Origin of the sequence: Streptomyces sp. V3I8 (genome assembly GCF_030817535.1) — a bacterium.
Lineage (GTDB): Bacteria > Actinomycetota > Actinomycetes > Streptomycetales > Streptomycetaceae > Streptomyces.
In genome coordinates this window covers 7,487,519-7,502,044 of sequence record NZ_JAUSZL010000002.1, presented here as the reverse complement: position 1 = coordinate 7,502,044, position 14,526 = coordinate 7,487,519, and the positions used below count along the sequence as shown (strand labels likewise).

The following is a 14,526-nucleotide window of genomic DNA, read 5'->3' as shown; positions in this document are numbered from 1 at the left end:
CACGCCGTGCCGTATAGCGAAACGGATTTCCTATGGATCTCACTGTTGTGGGCGATGTCGTTGTGTCAGGGCTGCCGCGGCGTCCTGTGGTGGAGCCCGCCGGGCCGGGCGAATCGGCGTTCGGGCTGCTGAAAACCGGCGATCTGACGATCGGCAACCTGGAGGTGCCACTCACGGAAGCCGGGGTGCCCGCGGAGAAGCTGGTGGTGATGCGGGCGCCGACATCGGGCGCCGCGGAACTGGCGGAACTGGGCTTCGATCTGGTGTCGCTGGCCATGAACCACGCCCTGGACTTCGGGGCCGACGGCATGCGCGACACCGTACGCGCGCTGGACGCCGCGGGAGTCCTGCACGCCGGGTTCGGAGAGTCGGCCGCCGAGGCGACCCGGCCCCGAGTGGTGACGGTCGGCGAGAGCAAGCTGGCCTTCTTCAGCTTCTGCTCCGCCCTTCCCTTGGGCTACAACGCCACCGCGGACCGGGCGGGCATCGGCGCCATCCGCGTGCGCCAGAGCTTCGAGTTCGACAGCACCTTCCTGGACGAGACGCCCGGCACGCCTCCCTTCGTGCACTCCAGCGCGCACGAGCCGGATGTCAGGGCGGCCGAAGCCCTGATCCGCGAAGCCAAGAAGCACAACGATGTGGTCGCCGTCGCACTGCACTGGGGTGTGCCCTTCTGTTATCTGCCGGACGTACAGGGACCGCTGGCGCAGTACCAGCAGCCACTGGCACGGCGGTTGATCGACGCGGGGGCGGACCTCATCATCGGGAGCCATCCGCACTGCCTTCACCCCGTGGAGTTCTACAAGAACGGGCTAATCCTGTACTCGACGGGAAACTTCGTCTTCGACTGGTGCGACGGCTGGAGTCCGGAGTCGATGACCGTCCGGGAGGACGCTCATCCGGCCCCGCCCTATCAGTCGGCACTGCTGAAAGGCCCGTGGTTCGAGAGCGCGGTGTTCCATGTGAGCCTGGACGGGCGCGGGAGGCCCCAGCTGCGCGTCGAGCCCATCGAGCTCGACGCGGACAGCCAGCCGATTATGCCCCGGCCCGAGGTGGCGCGATCGGTCCTCGACCGGTTCGCACAGGCGTCGAGGGAGCTGGATCCGTTCGTCACGGTGGACGCCGACGGATCTGTACGGCGGGAGGAAACGCCGCCGGAACTGCACGGTGCGGGCCACGGCGCCATCGACGCTCGCCGGCCCTCCGAACGACTCTGACAGCAATATGCCGCCGTGCCGCAATGAAGCACGTCGTGCTAATATACGGCACATTGGCGTTGCAAAACAGCCCGACCGGCGCTCACCGCGCATCTGAGAAGGGTCGCTGCCGATGCCCAGCCCTGTCGCCAAGCCATCCGACTACGAGTCGTTCCCCTATGTGGAACGCGGAGTCGATTTCCCTGCCATCGAACTGTCCGACCCCAGTCACCGGCGGAGCACCTACGCCGCCGAGCTGGACGAGCAGCAGGCGGCGCGGGTCGAGCGGCTGCTCGCGGAGAACGTGATCATCAGCTTCCACGATCACCCGCAGCTGCTTCCGGCGGACCCGGCCGAGACGTTCACATACCTGCGTACCAAGCGCGATTTCACGGCCTTCACCGAGCTGCGCGGGGCCGGCCTGACGGCCGTCTTCGACAACCCGTTCGGCGCCATCGGAGCGACCACACCATCGGGATGGAAGTGGGACGACCTGATCACGACGCTCGGTATGCGCCTCGCGGACCTGGCCCATCAGGACGGTGCCGTGATCGCCCGGGAGGTCAAGGACATTCTCGATGCCAAGCGTGACGGCCGCATCGCGTTCGTCCTGGGCACCGAATCCGCCGGAGCCATCGAGAACGAACTCGACCGCATCGACGTTCTCTACGGCTTCGGAATCCGCCAGATGGGCTTGGTCTACGCCGACTCCAACGCCCTGGGGAGCGGGCAGAAGGAACCCCATGACGCGGGCCTGACGACCTTCGGCCGCCGGGCAGTGGAACGCATGAACGCGCTGGGCATCCTCATCGACGTCTCCCACGCCAGTGACCAAACCTGCTTGGACGCGATCGAGGCATCCACCAAACCGATCGCCATCACGCATGCCGGCGCCCGCGCGGTCTGGCCGACCCCGCGGATGAAACCCGACGACATGCTCAGGGCGTGCGCCGAGCGCGGGGGAGTTCTCGGCATCGAGGCGGCCCCCCACACCACGGTCTCCCACGACCACACGACGCACACCATCGAATCCGTGATGGACCACTTCCAGTACGCCGTCGAACTGATGGGTATCGAGCACGTCGCCTTTGGGCCGGACGGGTTCTACGGCGACCACGTGGGCTTCCATCACGCGACGAGCGCGAACCTGGGCTTCTCGGCCATGACGAACGCCGGAGACCACACATATGCGCGGGTCACTCACGTCGACGGAATGGAGAACCCGAGCGAGAACTTCCGCAATGTGGCCGGCTGGCTCGTCGAGCACGGCTACAGCGACAGCGACATCAAAGCCGTCCTGGGCGGCAACATCCTCCGATTGCTGAATGAGGTGTGGCGATGACCGACATCACCGAGCGCATCAAGCGTGAATTCGACAACCACCTGAACCTGGTCACGGAGCTCTCGCACACGATCAACGCCAGACCTGAACTCGCCTTCGAGGAGCACGAGACGTCGACACTGCTCGTCTCGACCCTCGAGGACAAGGGCTTCACCGTGGAGAAGGGCGTGGCCGATCTCCCGACGGCGTTCGTGGCATCGGCGGGCTCGGGTGAGCTGGCGATCGGCCTCTGCGCGGAGATGGATGCGCTCCCCGACATCGGTCATGGCTGCGGCCACAACGTCATCGCCGCCTCGGCCGTGGGAGCCGCGCTGGCCCTGGCCCCGTTCGCCGACGAGCTGGGGCTGACGGTGCGGGTCTTCGGCACCCCCGCCGAGGAGAGCGGGACCGGCAAGGAAATCATGGTCAACCGCGGCGTCTTCGACGAGACGCACGCGGCCATGATGGTCCACCCGCAGGTGAAGGACGTCGTCGTCCCGATACTGCGCGCCTCGCGGTCCTGGCGGATCACCTACACGGGCGTCGGAGGACACGCGTCACGGCCGTGGAACGCGCTCAACGCCGCCGACGCGACGGTCCTCGCCCAGGCGGCCATCGGACTGATGCGACAGCAGCTGCGCGACGGCATCAGAGTCCATCACTTCGTGCGGGAGGCCGGAGCGGCCGTCAACGTCATCGCGGACCGTGCCGTGGTCGACTGCATGATCCGCAGCGACACGATCGCCGAAGTGGACGAGGTGTGGGAGCGCGTGAGGCGGTGCTTCGACGCCGGAGCCGTCGCGACCGGGACCAGCGTGGCATACGAGTCCCTGCCCTCCATCTACCGGGAGTTCCGCCACGACCAGGACTTGGCGCCCCTGTTCGAGAAGAACGCCCAGTCCCTCGGACGGACGTTCCCGGACTACCCGGACGGCAAGATGTTCGGTTCGACCGACATGGGCAACGTCTCGCTGCGGATCCCCGCGATTCACCCCATGCTGTCGTTCGACCTTCCGCCCGAGGACGGGAACCACACCGCGGCGTTCGCCGCCGCCGCTGCCGGCCCGGAGGGCGACCGGTTCGTCCGTGACGCCGGCCTGGCCATGGCGCTCACGATCGGGGACGCCGCACGGTCCGAGTCCGTTCGCGCTCGACTGCTGCGGCGAGCCTCCTGAGGAAGACCGACTGACGCTTGGAGTGGGGGTCTGAGGGGCCCTGCAGGGTTTCGGCGTAGTCGGCGGGAGTCCGTTTCGTGATCACTTGAGGCCGGGCAGGGCGAGCGGGCGATCCGCGTTGCGGGCGTTGTGTCGCAGAGCTGCGGCGATGTTGGTCGCGCCGGCCAGCCGCAGGGCGCCGATGGCGAGGTTGCGCCAGGTGGCCATCGCCCGGGGCGCGTTGCCGGTTCGTAGCTGTGAGGTGTCTTCGGCGAACGTGGTGTCTCTGACGTGGTGCAGGGCCTCGATCTGCCAGTGATCACGGATCAGGGTCGCGAGCTGGGCGGGGTTGGCTCGCTCAGCGGTGAGGCTGGTGACGGCGTAAACGGTCTTGAGGGTGGTCCTGCCGGTCTTGCGGTCGGTGCGGCGGCGCTTGATCTGGACGGCTTGGCGGGCTCCGGGGAAGAGCAGGCTGTTGACCGTGACCACCTTGATCCGTCGGATCTCCGAGCGTTTGTGGCCGATGCCCCGCGCGCGGCCCTGCGGCGGGATCTCTTCCCACGGAAGGGATCTGAGCTGCTTGCGGAGCTTCCTCTGGTTGCCCTTGGCGATCACGATGTAGTGGGCTTCGCGGTCAAGGAGGTAGTCGGCGTGTTCGCGTTGGGTGCGTATGGCGTCGCTGGTGACGACGATCCCGGCCAGGTCGGCCATGGTCTCCAGCGGCGGCTGGAAGCAGGTGATCTCGTTCGTCTTCTCGCCGACGTCCAGCTGGGCCAGGACCAGGCCGGTGGTGTGCTCCAGGGCTGCGAGCAGGTGGATCCTGCGGCCCTTGGCCCTGGCGGCTCCGCGAAGCCTCTTGCCGTCGGCCGCCAGGCCGCGCAGCCGACCCTCGGCTCGGGTGCGGCGGTCGGCGAGCCAGCGGCCGACCGCCAGGTCCAACGCGTCGCCGTCGATCCGGGCCAGCAGCCGTCGGACCGTCGTTTCCGCAGGCAAGGACCGTTTGGGGAACAGGGGGTCCAGCCGCACGCCGACAGCGGTCCGCAGCGGCCGGCTCGCGGAGCTTGGGCGTTGTCCAGCCCAGTGTCTGTTTGAGCATGCGGAAGGTGTGTTCCAGGTCGAATCTGCGCAGGAAGGCCTGCCAGAGGCGGTCCGCGTCTCCGGCGGTGTCGCCCGTGGCCGACCACCACAGCCAGATCGGCTTGGGGTTGCGGTCGCCGCGCAGGTGGCCGACCTGCAGACGGATGACGATGCCTTCGATGACCGGCAGGTGGGCGAAGCCGGCCCAGGCCGAGCGGACGAAGCCGCGCAGGTCCTCGAGAACGGCGACCCTGGACGGCCCGCCGACGACCCCGTCATCTGACCTCCGTTCGGGGAGGGTGGAAGAGCACGGCGTACCGTACTGCCATGACGAATTCATCCCTGCAGTTGCTTCCCGATGCCATTAACCGCTTCAGCTCACGAGTGCACGCGGTCGACGGCCACCAATGGAACGATTCGACGCCGTGCACCGAGTGGACCGTTCGGGACCTCGTCAACCACCTGGTCAGCGAGCACTTGTGGGTGCCGCACCTGCTCGCCGGAGAGTCCCTGGAGCAGGTGGGCGACCGCTACGACGGCGACATGGTCGGCGCAGATCCCGTGCGCGCGTGGGACGAGGCCGCAGAGCGCTCCCTCGCGGCGTGGAAGGGCGCCGATCTTTCCGGGACAGCTCGGTTCTCCTTCGGGGAGGCCCCGTTGACCATGTACGCGGACCAGATGCTCGTCGACCTGACCATCCACGAGTGGGACCTGGCCCGCGGGTGCGGCCAGCCCGAGTGGCTCGACCCGGCCGCGGTCGACCATAGCCTGGCCTACGCGCGTGCCAACGCCGAGAGAGTGGCAGGCCTGGGAATCTTCGCTGCTCCGGTGCGCACCACCAGCACCGACCCCACCGTTCAGCTTCTTTCCTTGCTGGGGCGCGCCGTATGACGGGTCCGAGGTTCCCTCGAGATGCGGAGTGTGTTGACAGAAGGCCACCCGGGCCGAGGCGAATCTCGCGCTGTTCGAGTACATCGACGGCTTCTACAACTCCCGGCGCATCCAGAAGCAGCTCGGCTGCCTCAGCCCGATCGAGTTCGAGGAGAAGCACTACGCCGACCAGGCAACGGCCGAACGAACGAACCTGAAACCCCGTCAACCCGCACTGACCAGCTGATCGGCACCTCCCACACGCTGGTGGCCTTTATCCCGCGTCGCCGCAGCTAGACGCGGTTCTCGCGACTTGAGTACGCCTTGTCACCGCGCACCCGGTCCGGCCGGCTGCGCGGGCGGCCCCTGCCGCGGCGCCGGACGCGTAAGCCGTCCAGCACCGGGCGAACATCGGGCTGTCGCCTCACTGACCGGGTGAGGTGAGCCAGTGCAGCGGGCGGGCACGGTCGTCGGACAGCAGATGGACCTTGCTGGTCAGCCCGCCCCGTGAGCGCCCCAACGCCTCGCGCCCATCTGCCTCCTCACGTGTCCCGCCCCTTTTTGCGGATGGTCGGCCGGAGGCTTGCGGGGCGCCCCGGCCGCGTGCTGATGCGCCCGGCAGAAGGTGGAGTCGATGTTCACAGCCCACTCCTGCCGGTCCGCCTGGCCGGCGAGGGTCCTGTCCGGATCACCGGCATCGGCCTCGATCTGCAACTTCTCAAGGACAGCCTTCCAAGTGCCGTCGGCCGACCAGCGGCGGTGACGCTCGTAGATGGTCTGCCAGGGACCGTACCGTTCGGGCAGGTCAGACCAGGGCACCCCGATCCGGGCCCTGAACAGCACCCCGTTGATCATTCTGCGGTGATCCGCCCGCTGCCCGCCCGGCTTGCCGTTGCCGGGCAGGAGAGGCTCGATCTTCAGCCACTGCGCGTCCGTGAGCTCATGTCGCCGCACCATACGAGCGTCCTGCCCGGCCAACCGCGAGATCCACCCAGCCCACCAAGAGCCCTCAGAAAGGGCCTAGGCCCAACAGTGGGGTCACGTACTGCCTGTCGGCGAAAGAGGGGCGAACAGTTCGGCCAGTCGGCTGCAATGCTCGGTCAGCACGCCGGCGAACTCCCGTGCCTTTTCCGCTGTCCAGCGTCCAGAGGGTCCGGAGACGGCAACGGATGCCGCAGGCTGGCCAGATGCGGTGAGCACCGGTGCGGCGATGCCTGTCAGCCCCGGGTGATTGGCGCCCTGGGACAGGGCGAACCCCTGGTCGCGTACGGCGCTCAGTGCGTGGTCGACTCGCGATGCCTCCAGGTCGCTGTCCACTCGCTTGAGAAGCGTGGCGACCTCGCGGACGGGGAGATGGGCCAAGATCGCCTGCCCGCTGCATCCGCGGTGCAGTGGAGTCGCGGAGCCGAGGCGGGCCGCTCTGCGCAGTTCATGGGCGCTGTCGACTCCGAGTACCAAGATGGCTTCGTCCCCGGCCCGCAAATGCAGCGTCGCCGTCTCTTCAGAGAGCCCAGCGAGGGCTTGCAGAACGGGGCGAGCATCGACGAACACGTCGGCCCGGGGCATGACTTGGGCGGCGAGGGCCATCAGCTGCGTGCCTATGCGATACCCGCCGGAATCTCCCCGTGTCAGGTAGGACTCCTCCTGCAGCACACGCAGCAGGCGGTAGGCCGTCGGCTTGCTGAGCCCGGCGGTCTCCGCCAGTTCCTGCAAGCCGGAAGGTGCCCGTGACGCGACCACGGCCTCAAGCAGCCGTAGAGCCCGCCGCGCGGTGTTACCGCCCTGGGTCTGATCCGGCACGACCCCTCCTGTCTCAATATTTACTCCATCATAAGCACTATCTGAAACGTAAGGCTTCTACATGCCGACTGCAAGGCATGGATCGCGAACTCAGGGTGGTTGACCTCCCCTCTTGACGAGAGTGTGCGCCCCTGTCACTCTCGGCCTCCCAATATGAAACCTCGGTTATAAATAATGAAACCGGATGGGATCATGGCAGACACTCGCGGCGCTTCTCAGTCCCTAAACAACATCACCGACACTCGCCGGCTGCAGTCTCTCGTCGCGGCTCGCCTCGACGGTCTCCCGGTGACCCGCTGGCACCGAAGGGTGCTTGCCGTTGTCGGTCTCGGCTCCTTCTTCAACTTCTTCGAGGTGGCCCTGAGCAGCCTGCTCGTTCCCCTACTGCCAGCGGACTGGGCTGCAACCACGACGGGCAAGTCCCTGCTCATCAGCGCGACGTTCGCCGGTGAGCTTCTCGGCGCGATTGCCCTTTCAGGGCTCGCCGACCGCATGGGGCGGCGGCGGATGTTCCAGATCAACCTCGTCGCCTACGCCGCGCTGTCCATCGCGGCCGCGTGCACCCAGAGCCCCACACAGCTGATCGTGCTGAGGTTCCTGCTAGGCATCGGACTCGGCGCTGAGCTTGCCCTGGTCGACACGTATCTCACGGAGCTCATGCCCGCAGCCCGCCGCGGACGGATGCTGGCCACCGCCTACGGCCTCGGCATGCTGGCCGTGCCCGTGGCCGGAGTGCTCGCGGCCAAGCTCCCGCACACCATGCTCGGCGCCTCCAGCTGGCGCTGGCTCATGGCCCTGGCGGGCGCAGGCGCTCTCGTGGTCTACCTGCTGCGCCGCAGCCTTCCCGAGTCGCCCCGCTGGCTGGCCACCCACGAACCACAGCAGGCCATCGACGCGCTGGGCCGCATTGAGAAGACAGCCGGCCTGGCGGTGACCGGCACTTTTCCCTCTGCTCCCGCACTGGGACTCGCCCGTGAGGAAGCAGACGAACGGAGCGGCCGCCCCGAACTCTGGGGTCCCGCCCTGCGGCGGCGCACGGTGCTGGTGTGCCTGATGGAGACCCTGGGGCCTGTCGGCTTCTACGGCTTCGCCTCGATCGCCCCCCTCGTACTCCTGCACAAGGGGTTCACCGTCGTCGACTCGCTGACGTACCTGGCCCTGACGGCAATCGGTTATCCGCTCGGGTGCTATGTGCTGATGCACCTGGCCGAACGGATCCAGCGCAGAACCCTGGTGATCGTCTCGTCCCTGCTGGTGGCCGTCGCCGGCACGGCCTTCGGCATAGGAACTTCCGTCTGGGTGATCGTCCCGGCCGGCCTGCTGACCACACTGATGAGTGTCATCAACGCCACCGTCTCGCGCGCCTATGGCGCCGAACTCTTCCCTACCGAGGTTCGCAACACCGCGCTCGGCCGGACCTACTCGCTCTCCCGCCTGGTTGCGGCCGTCCTGCCCTTCTGCACCCTGCCCATTCTCGACACGCTCGGCGCAGGGCCCATCTACCTCACCTGCGCCTGCATCATCGCGCTGATGGCCCTCGCGGTCGCCCTGCTCGGGCCCCGAACCAACGCGGTCGCCCTCGAGAGCATCTAGAAAGGGCTGTACCGATGCCACGTCGTCCACCACCAGCAGACGGTGGAAGTCCGACCAGCCGCCCGCGCGCCACTTGGCAAGCAGGCGCCCGGCGAGAGGGACGTCGTCCCGCCCGAAGGCGGCGACGGTCCCCTCCCTTTCCCGAGGATCACCTCGGGCCGGGCAGCATCCCCCTGCCACCCGCGCGGCCCTCACAACCAAGAGGTTCGCGGGAGACCAGACCACTCCTGCCGCCCGATCCAGGCTCCACGACATAGGAGGTGAGCGCGGTGTCCGCACCGACGCCAACGACCACCCGGCAGCCCACCGACCCCAAGGGCCCCACGGGGCAGCTGGCCGGCTGGCTGGCCGCCACCACAGTGGAACAGATCCCCACCAACGTGCGGGAGCGGGCCGCGCACCTGGTGCTCGACGGCCTGGCCTGCGCACTGATCGGCGCCCAGCTGCCCTGGTCGCGCACCGCTGTCGAAGCGGTCCTGAACCTTGAGGGCTCCGGAGAGGTCCCGGTGATCGGCTGGGGGCGCACCACCAGCGGCCCGGCAGCCGCCGTGCTGAATGGCACGTTCATCCAGGGCTTCGAACTCGACGACTACTACCCGGCAGCCCCACTGCACAGCACTTCGCTGGTCCTGCCGGCACTGTTGTCCACCGCATCGCAACTACCGTCGGTCACGGGGGCGGAGTTCCTCAGGGCGACGGTCCTGGGCTTCGAGACCGGCACCCGGGTCGGCCTGTCCCTGCACGGTCCGCAGATGCTGTCCCGCGGCTGGCACTCGGGTTCGGTCTTCGGCACGCATGCGGCCGCCGCAGCATCCGGGGCACTGCGCGGCCTGGACGCCGCAGCGTTCGAGGACGCGCTCGGCCTGGCCGCCACGCAGTCCGCGGGTCTCATGGCCGCGCAGTACGAGGCGATGTCCAAGCGGATGCACCACGGTCTGGCCTCCCGTAACGGTTTCTACGCCGCCGGTCTCGCCCAGGCCGGCTACACCGGCATCAAGAAGGTCTTCGAGCGCTCCTACGGCGGCTTCCTGTCCACCTTCGGCGAGGGCCACAACCCCGACGCCACCCAGATCACCAAGGGCCTGGGTCAGATATGGCACACCGAGCAGATCACGGTGAAGATCCACGCGGCCATGGGCGGGCTGCATCCCGCCATCGACGCCGCCATCACGGTGACCGACGGCCGTACGCTCAGTGCCGAGGCCGTCGAATCCATCCTCATCGAGGTCCCTGACACGATCTACCACCACGGGTGGTGGACCCCGGAGCGCCCGCTGACCACCATCGGCGCCCAGATGAACATCGCCTACGCCACGGCCGTGGCCCTCTTGGACGGCCACGTGAGGCCGGAGCAGTTCACGCCCGCCCGGATCGACGCCGACGACGTCTGGCAGCTAATCGGCCGCACCGAGGTGAAGCAGGTCGACGAGCCCCAGGACCCGACCTGGACCCAGCGCGGCTACAACACCCGCCTCACGATCACGCTGCGCGGTGGCGAGGTCCGCACCCAGGCCCTCAACCAGCCCCACGGCGGCCCGGACGACCCGCTCACCCACACGGAAATCCGCGACAAATACCGGGCACTGACCACCGGCGTCATCGATGCCGACCGGGCACAGGAGATCGAACGCATCGTCCTTGACCTCGAAAACCAGCCCGCTCTGGACCGTCTGGTGGAACTGCTGGCCGCACCCGCTCGCAGCGTCCTCGACTGACCCGTCACGAACTGCAAGGAATACCCATGTCACCGTCTCGACAAGCACGTCCCGCCACCGCGGGCGGCCGGCTGCGCTCGCTGCTCGCCCAGGACAGCCTGATCACCGCCCCCGGCGTGTTCGACGGCCTCTCCGCCCACCTCGTTGCCCGCACCGGTTTCAGGGCCGCCTACCTGAGCGGCGCGGGGGTGTCCGTCGCCGGGTTCGGGCTGCCCGACATCGGGCTTCTCACCCAGAGCGAGATGACCGAGCGAGCCCGCATCGTGGTCACCGCACTCGACGGCATCCCGCTGATCGCCGATGCCGACACCGGCTACGGCGCACCGATGAACGTGGCGCGCACGGTGCGCGAGTACGAGAAGGCAGGAGTGGCCGCCCTCCACCTCGAAGATCAGTCATTCCCCAAAAAATGCGGCCACCTGCCCGACAAAGAACTCATTGCCCCCGGGGAGTTCATCGACAAGCTGGACGCCGCCCTCCAGGCCCGCACCGACTCCGATCTGGTGATCATCGCACGGACCGACGCCCGCGGACCGCTGGGCATCGCAGAGGCGATCGACCGCGCCGGCCGCTACGCAGCTGCGGGCGCCGACGTCCTCTTCGTCGAGGCTCCGCGGAACATCGGGGAGATCGAGAAGATCGCCGCCGAGGTGGAGGCCCCCCTGCTGATCAACATGGTGCAGGGCGGCCTCACTCCCGACACCGCACCCGACCGGCTCGCCGAGCTCGGCTTCCGTATCGCCATCCACCCCGGCGCCCTGCTCGCCCCTTACGTCCTGCACGGGTTGGAGGCTCTGAGCCGCATGGGCGGCACCATGCCTCAGGCCACGCCCGGCCCTCAGGGTCTGTTCGAGCTCGTCGGGCTGCGCGAGTGGTCCGCGATAGGCGAGCGCTACCGCGACGACGCCAAGGACGGTGCCTGATGGGTATGACGATGATGGAGAAGATCCTTGCCCGCAAGGCCGGCGTGGACCACGTCAGCGCTGGTGACACGGTGGTGTGCGACGTCGACATGACCGTGATGATCGACCTGCAGTTCGCCACCGGCTGGGTCCAGCCCCTGAAGATCAACGACCCGGACAAGGTTGCCGTGATCATGGACCACGCCGTGCCCGCCCCCAGCGTCCACGACGCGATCGGCGGCACCCACGCCCGCACCTTCGCCCGCGACTTCCACATCGACAAGTTTTACGACGTCGGCCGCCACGGCATCTGCCACCAGGTCATCGCCGAGAACGGCCTGGCCCGCCCCGGCGAGATCCTCGCCTGCACCGACTCCCACACCTGCGCGGGCGGCGCCTACAACACCGCAGCCCGCGGACTCGGCCCTGCCGAGGTGTATTCGATCCTGTGCACCGGCAAGACCTGGTTCCAGGCCGCACCCACCATCCGCTACGAATTCACCGGCACCAAGCCGAACGCCGTATCTGGCAAGGACATCTTCCTGTACATCGCCGGCACCTACGGCGACGCCACCAATCACAACCTCGAATACGGCGGACCGGGCCTCGCCTCGATCCCCATGAACGACCGGCGCACCATCGCGACCCAGGGCGCCGAGATCTCGGCTGACTTCTCCACCTTCCCCATCGACGACCTTGCCCGCGACTTCCTCGCGGCCCACGGAGCCGCCCCCGGCTCCTACACAGCAGCCGACCCGGACCCGGACGCTACCTACGCCGCCGTACGCACCGTGGACCTGTCGTCGCTGGAGCCCTACGTCGCCCGCCCGGGCACCGTCAGCCACAACTCGCTGCCGGTATCAGCGATCGAGAAGCGGCCGGTCAACCAGTGCTTCATCGGATCGTGCGCCAACGGGCAACTCGAGGACCTCAAGATCGCCGCCGACATCGTGCGTGGCCGCACTGTCGCGCCGGGAGTACGGCTGCTCATCACCCCGGCCTCCCAGGAGGTCTACAAGGACGCCATGCGCGCCGGCTACCTCCAGGACCTCGCCGACGCCGGCGCGGTGATCACCAACTCCACTTGCGGCGCCTGCTTCGGCTACCACATGGGCCTGCTCGCCCCCGGCGAGGTCTGCCTGACCTCCTCCACCCGTAACTTCACCGGCCGTATGGGCAGCCCCGACGCCGAGATCTACATGGCCTCCCCCGCCACCGTCGCCGCCTCCGCCCTCACCGGCCACGTCACCGACCCGCGAGGGGAACACAGCTGATGGACACCCTCATCACCGGACGCGTCTGGGTAGTCGGCGACTCCGTCACCACCGACGCCATGTACCCCGCCTTCGCCATGAAACTGCCCGTGTCCGAAGCCGCGCGCCACATCTTCTACGAACTGCGCCCCGGCTGGACCGACGAGGTCGAGACAGGCGACATCGTCGTGGCGGGCCGCAACTTCGGCCTTGGTTCGTCCCGTCCCGTCGCCGCACTCTTTCGCGAACTGGGCATCGCCGCACTGATCGCAGAGGAGTTCAACTCCCTATTCCTGCGCAACTGCATCAATCACGGCCTGCCCGCCCTCACCGTCCCCGGTGCCAGCGCGGCATTCACCGACGGCGACACCGCACGCCTCGACTTCGCCGAAGGATGGGCCGAGAACACCAGGTCCGGTACGTGCCTGGAGGCAGGCGCACTGCCGCCCCTGGTCCTCGACATCCTGGCCAACGGCGGCATCCTGCCCAAGCTCGCCCGCGAGGGCTACATCCCCGCCCCGGCCGCACGCGACCACTGAGCCGGTGTCAGGGAGGTGCCGGCGCCGCCCCGGCAACGTTCCGTCCCCGTCTGTAACTGCACCCTTCACAATCAAGGAATCCTCATGCACAGCCCGCTCTCTCCGGGCGTCACCCGGATCGCCACCAGCAGGCGTGACAACGCCTTCCTCGTCGACGGCGACGACGGCTTCACCCTCATCGACGTCGGCTGGTCCAAAGCCCCCGAAGTACTCCTCAACACGATCGCCGCTCTGGGCCACAAGCCCTCCGACATCCGCCGCGTCATCCTCACCCACGCCCACCCCGACCACGTACAGGGTGCCGCCGAACTCCGCCGCGCCACCGGTGCACACATCCTGATCCACCACGCCGATCGCGCCTGGCTGGAAGCCGGACGCGTACCGGCCCAGGGACGCTCCGGCACCGTCGGCCGCCTCATCGACCACCTGCCCGCACTCCACTGGGCCCCCACCACCGCCGACGGCACCGTCTCCGACGGAGAAGTGGTGGAAGGCAGCAACGGACTGCGCGTCATCCACACCCCCGGCCACTCACCCGGCCACATCGTGCTGCTTCACGAACCCAGCCGGACCGTCCTCATGGGAGACGCCGCCTTCAACCGCGGCAAACTCGCCATCGGCCCGGCCGCACTCGCCGCCGATCCCGGCCTCAGGCCCGGCAGCCTGGCCCGCATCCCCCCGAACCTGAATGCAGTCGGCTTTGCCCACGGCGCCCCACTGACCGGCAGCGACGTGCACACCTTCCAGGAGTTCATGCGGCAATTCCCAACAGAATCCTGAACCCGGGCGCCAAGGCCAACACCGGACGGGTGAGCGCGTACGACGCGACGTTCGAGGCCAGAGGGTGAAAGCCAGACTGGACGAGACCGCAGGACGGTCAGTCGCCGAAGCAGGCCGCTGAAGAGCACGCCGACGAGGGTCAGAACCTGACGTGTGCGCGAGGCTGCACGGGGATGAGCGTCTTGGAACGGTGGCCGGCACGGAAAGCTTGTCGGGCAGCTCCTGGCTCAACGTGCGTGCTGCTGAGTGCTGCTGACAGACCCTGGACCAACGGAGGCCGAGCCGCAGTGGCGACTGACCGAGCACGCGGACCGCACCGATGGCGG

General features: G+C 68.1%; 14 protein-coding genes and 1 pseudogene. 12 read left to right on the top strand and 3 right to left on the bottom strand.

Annotation, left to right across the window (positions count from 1 at the left end):
- Window positions 1–32: 32 nt before the first annotated feature.
- The 3 genes from QFZ75_RS33295 to QFZ75_RS33285 all read left to right on the top strand — a co-directional run bounded on the left by QFZ75_RS33295 (window position 33) and on the right by QFZ75_RS33285 (window position 3,692).
- Window positions 33–1,217 carry a CapA family protein gene (locus QFZ75_RS33295; RefSeq protein WP_307542859.1) on the top strand — a complete coding sequence of 395 codons (1,185 nt, stop codon included), beginning with the start codon at window positions 33–35 and terminating at the stop codon, window positions 1,215–1,217.
- Between the two features lie 112 nt (window positions 1,218–1,329).
- The gene (locus tag QFZ75_RS33290; RefSeq protein ID WP_307542857.1) at window positions 1,330–2,538 is read left to right on the top strand and encodes a dipeptidase; all 1,209 of its coding nucleotides are present in this window, start codon (window positions 1,330–1,332) and stop codon (window positions 2,536–2,538) included.
- Window positions 2,535–3,692 carry a M20 family metallopeptidase gene (locus QFZ75_RS33285; protein ID WP_307542855.1) on the top strand — a complete coding sequence of 386 codons (1,158 nt, stop codon included), beginning with the start codon at window positions 2,535–2,537 and terminating at the stop codon, window positions 3,690–3,692. The genes QFZ75_RS33290 and QFZ75_RS33285 overlap by 4 nt, the downstream gene beginning before the upstream one ends.
- Window positions 3,693–3,773: 81 nt before the next feature.
- Here the strand turns inward: QFZ75_RS33285 and QFZ75_RS33280 are convergent, their stop codons facing one another.
- Window positions 3,774–4,664 carry an ISAs1 family transposase gene (locus tag QFZ75_RS33280; protein ID WP_307542853.1) on the bottom strand — a complete coding sequence of 297 codons (891 nt, stop codon included), beginning with the start codon at window positions 4,662–4,664 and terminating at the stop codon, window positions 3,774–3,776.
- A 112-nt stretch (window positions 4,665–4,776) separates the two neighbouring features.
- Between QFZ75_RS33280 and QFZ75_RS41250 the strand changes: the two genes are divergently transcribed.
- From QFZ75_RS41250 to QFZ75_RS41245, 3 genes and pseudogenes are all read left to right on the top strand, one after another.
- On the top strand, window positions 4,777–5,031 hold the full coding sequence (locus tag QFZ75_RS41250; protein WP_373465978.1) for a hypothetical protein: 255 nt from the start codon (window positions 4,777–4,779) through the stop codon (window positions 5,029–5,031).
- Between the two features lie 44 nt (window positions 5,032–5,075).
- Window positions 5,076–5,639, top strand: coding sequence for a TIGR03086 family metal-binding protein (locus tag QFZ75_RS33270; protein ID WP_307542851.1), 564 nt, complete (start codon window positions 5,076–5,078; stop codon window positions 5,637–5,639).
- Between the two features lie 55 nt (window positions 5,640–5,694).
- A pseudogene (locus QFZ75_RS41245) lies at window positions 5,695–5,865 on the top strand (IS3 family transposase); the annotation flags it as partial.
- A 248-nt stretch (window positions 5,866–6,113) separates the two neighbouring features.
- Here the strand turns inward: QFZ75_RS41245 and QFZ75_RS33260 are convergent.
- Window positions 6,114–6,596: an IS5 family transposase gene (locus QFZ75_RS33260; protein ID WP_307542849.1), complete on the bottom strand. Its 483-nt coding sequence runs from the start codon at window positions 6,594–6,596 to the stop codon at window positions 6,114–6,116.
- A 60-nt stretch (window positions 6,597–6,656) separates the two neighbouring features.
- Window positions 6,657–7,418, bottom strand: coding sequence for an IclR family transcriptional regulator (locus tag QFZ75_RS33255; protein WP_307542847.1), 762 nt, complete (start codon window positions 7,416–7,418; stop codon window positions 6,657–6,659).
- Between the two features lie 192 nt (window positions 7,419–7,610).
- Here QFZ75_RS33255 and QFZ75_RS33250 point away from each other — a divergent pair, with 192 nt between their 5' ends.
- From QFZ75_RS33250 to QFZ75_RS33225, 6 genes are all read left to right on the top strand, one after another.
- Window positions 7,611–9,011 carry an MFS transporter gene (locus tag QFZ75_RS33250; RefSeq protein WP_307542845.1) on the top strand — a complete coding sequence of 467 codons (1,401 nt, stop codon included), beginning with the start codon at window positions 7,611–7,613 and terminating at the stop codon, window positions 9,009–9,011.
- A gap of 269 nt (window positions 9,012–9,280) precedes the next feature.
- The gene (locus tag QFZ75_RS33245; protein WP_307542843.1) at window positions 9,281–10,726 is read left to right on the top strand and encodes an MmgE/PrpD family protein; all 1,446 of its coding nucleotides are present in this window, start codon (window positions 9,281–9,283) and stop codon (window positions 10,724–10,726) included.
- A 26-nt stretch (window positions 10,727–10,752) separates the two neighbouring features.
- Complete coding sequence (locus QFZ75_RS33240; RefSeq protein WP_307542841.1) at window positions 10,753–11,649, top strand: oxaloacetate decarboxylase; 897 nt, start codon at window positions 10,753–10,755, stop codon at window positions 11,647–11,649.
- Window positions 11,649–12,902: an aconitase/3-isopropylmalate dehydratase large subunit family protein gene (locus tag QFZ75_RS33235; RefSeq protein WP_307542839.1), complete on the top strand. Its 1,254-nt coding sequence runs from the start codon at window positions 11,649–11,651 to the stop codon at window positions 12,900–12,902. The genes QFZ75_RS33240 and QFZ75_RS33235 overlap by 1 nt, the downstream gene beginning before the upstream one ends.
- Window positions 12,902–13,420: a 3-isopropylmalate dehydratase gene (locus QFZ75_RS33230; protein ID WP_307542837.1), complete on the top strand. Its 519-nt coding sequence runs from the start codon at window positions 12,902–12,904 to the stop codon at window positions 13,418–13,420. Before QFZ75_RS33235 ends, QFZ75_RS33230 begins: the two co-directional genes overlap by 1 nt.
- Before the next feature lie 84 nt (window positions 13,421–13,504).
- On the top strand, window positions 13,505–14,200 hold the full coding sequence (locus QFZ75_RS33225; protein WP_307542835.1) for an MBL fold metallo-hydrolase: 696 nt from the start codon (window positions 13,505–13,507) through the stop codon (window positions 14,198–14,200).
- Window positions 14,201–14,526: the final 326 nt, after the last annotated feature.

Bases quoted from the DNA above. Each gene is read 5' to 3' on its own strand.
- QFZ75_RS33230 (WP_307542837.1), top strand. From the start codon at position 12,902: ATGGACACCCTCATCACCGGACGCGTCTGGGTAGTCGGCGACTCCGTC.
- QFZ75_RS33235 (WP_307542839.1), top strand. From the start codon at position 11,649: ATGGGTATGACGATGATGGAGAAGATCCTTGCCCGCAAGGCCGGCGTG.
- QFZ75_RS33225 (WP_307542835.1), top strand. From the start codon at position 13,505: ATGCACAGCCCGCTCTCTCCGGGCGTCACCCGGATCGCCACCAGCAGG.
- QFZ75_RS33290 (WP_307542857.1), top strand. From the start codon at position 1,330: ATGCCCAGCCCTGTCGCCAAGCCATCCGACTACGAGTCGTTCCCCTAT.
- QFZ75_RS33250 (WP_307542845.1), top strand. From the start codon at position 7,611: ATGGCAGACACTCGCGGCGCTTCTCAGTCCCTAAACAACATCACCGAC.
- QFZ75_RS33295 (WP_307542859.1), top strand. From the start codon at position 33: ATGGATCTCACTGTTGTGGGCGATGTCGTTGTGTCAGGGCTGCCGCGG.
- QFZ75_RS33270 (WP_307542851.1), top strand. From the start codon at position 5,076: ATGACGAATTCATCCCTGCAGTTGCTTCCCGATGCCATTAACCGCTTC.
- QFZ75_RS33240 (WP_307542841.1), top strand. From the start codon at position 10,753: ATGTCACCGTCTCGACAAGCACGTCCCGCCACCGCGGGCGGCCGGCTG.
- QFZ75_RS33285 (WP_307542855.1), top strand. From the start codon at position 2,535: ATGACCGACATCACCGAGCGCATCAAGCGTGAATTCGACAACCACCTG.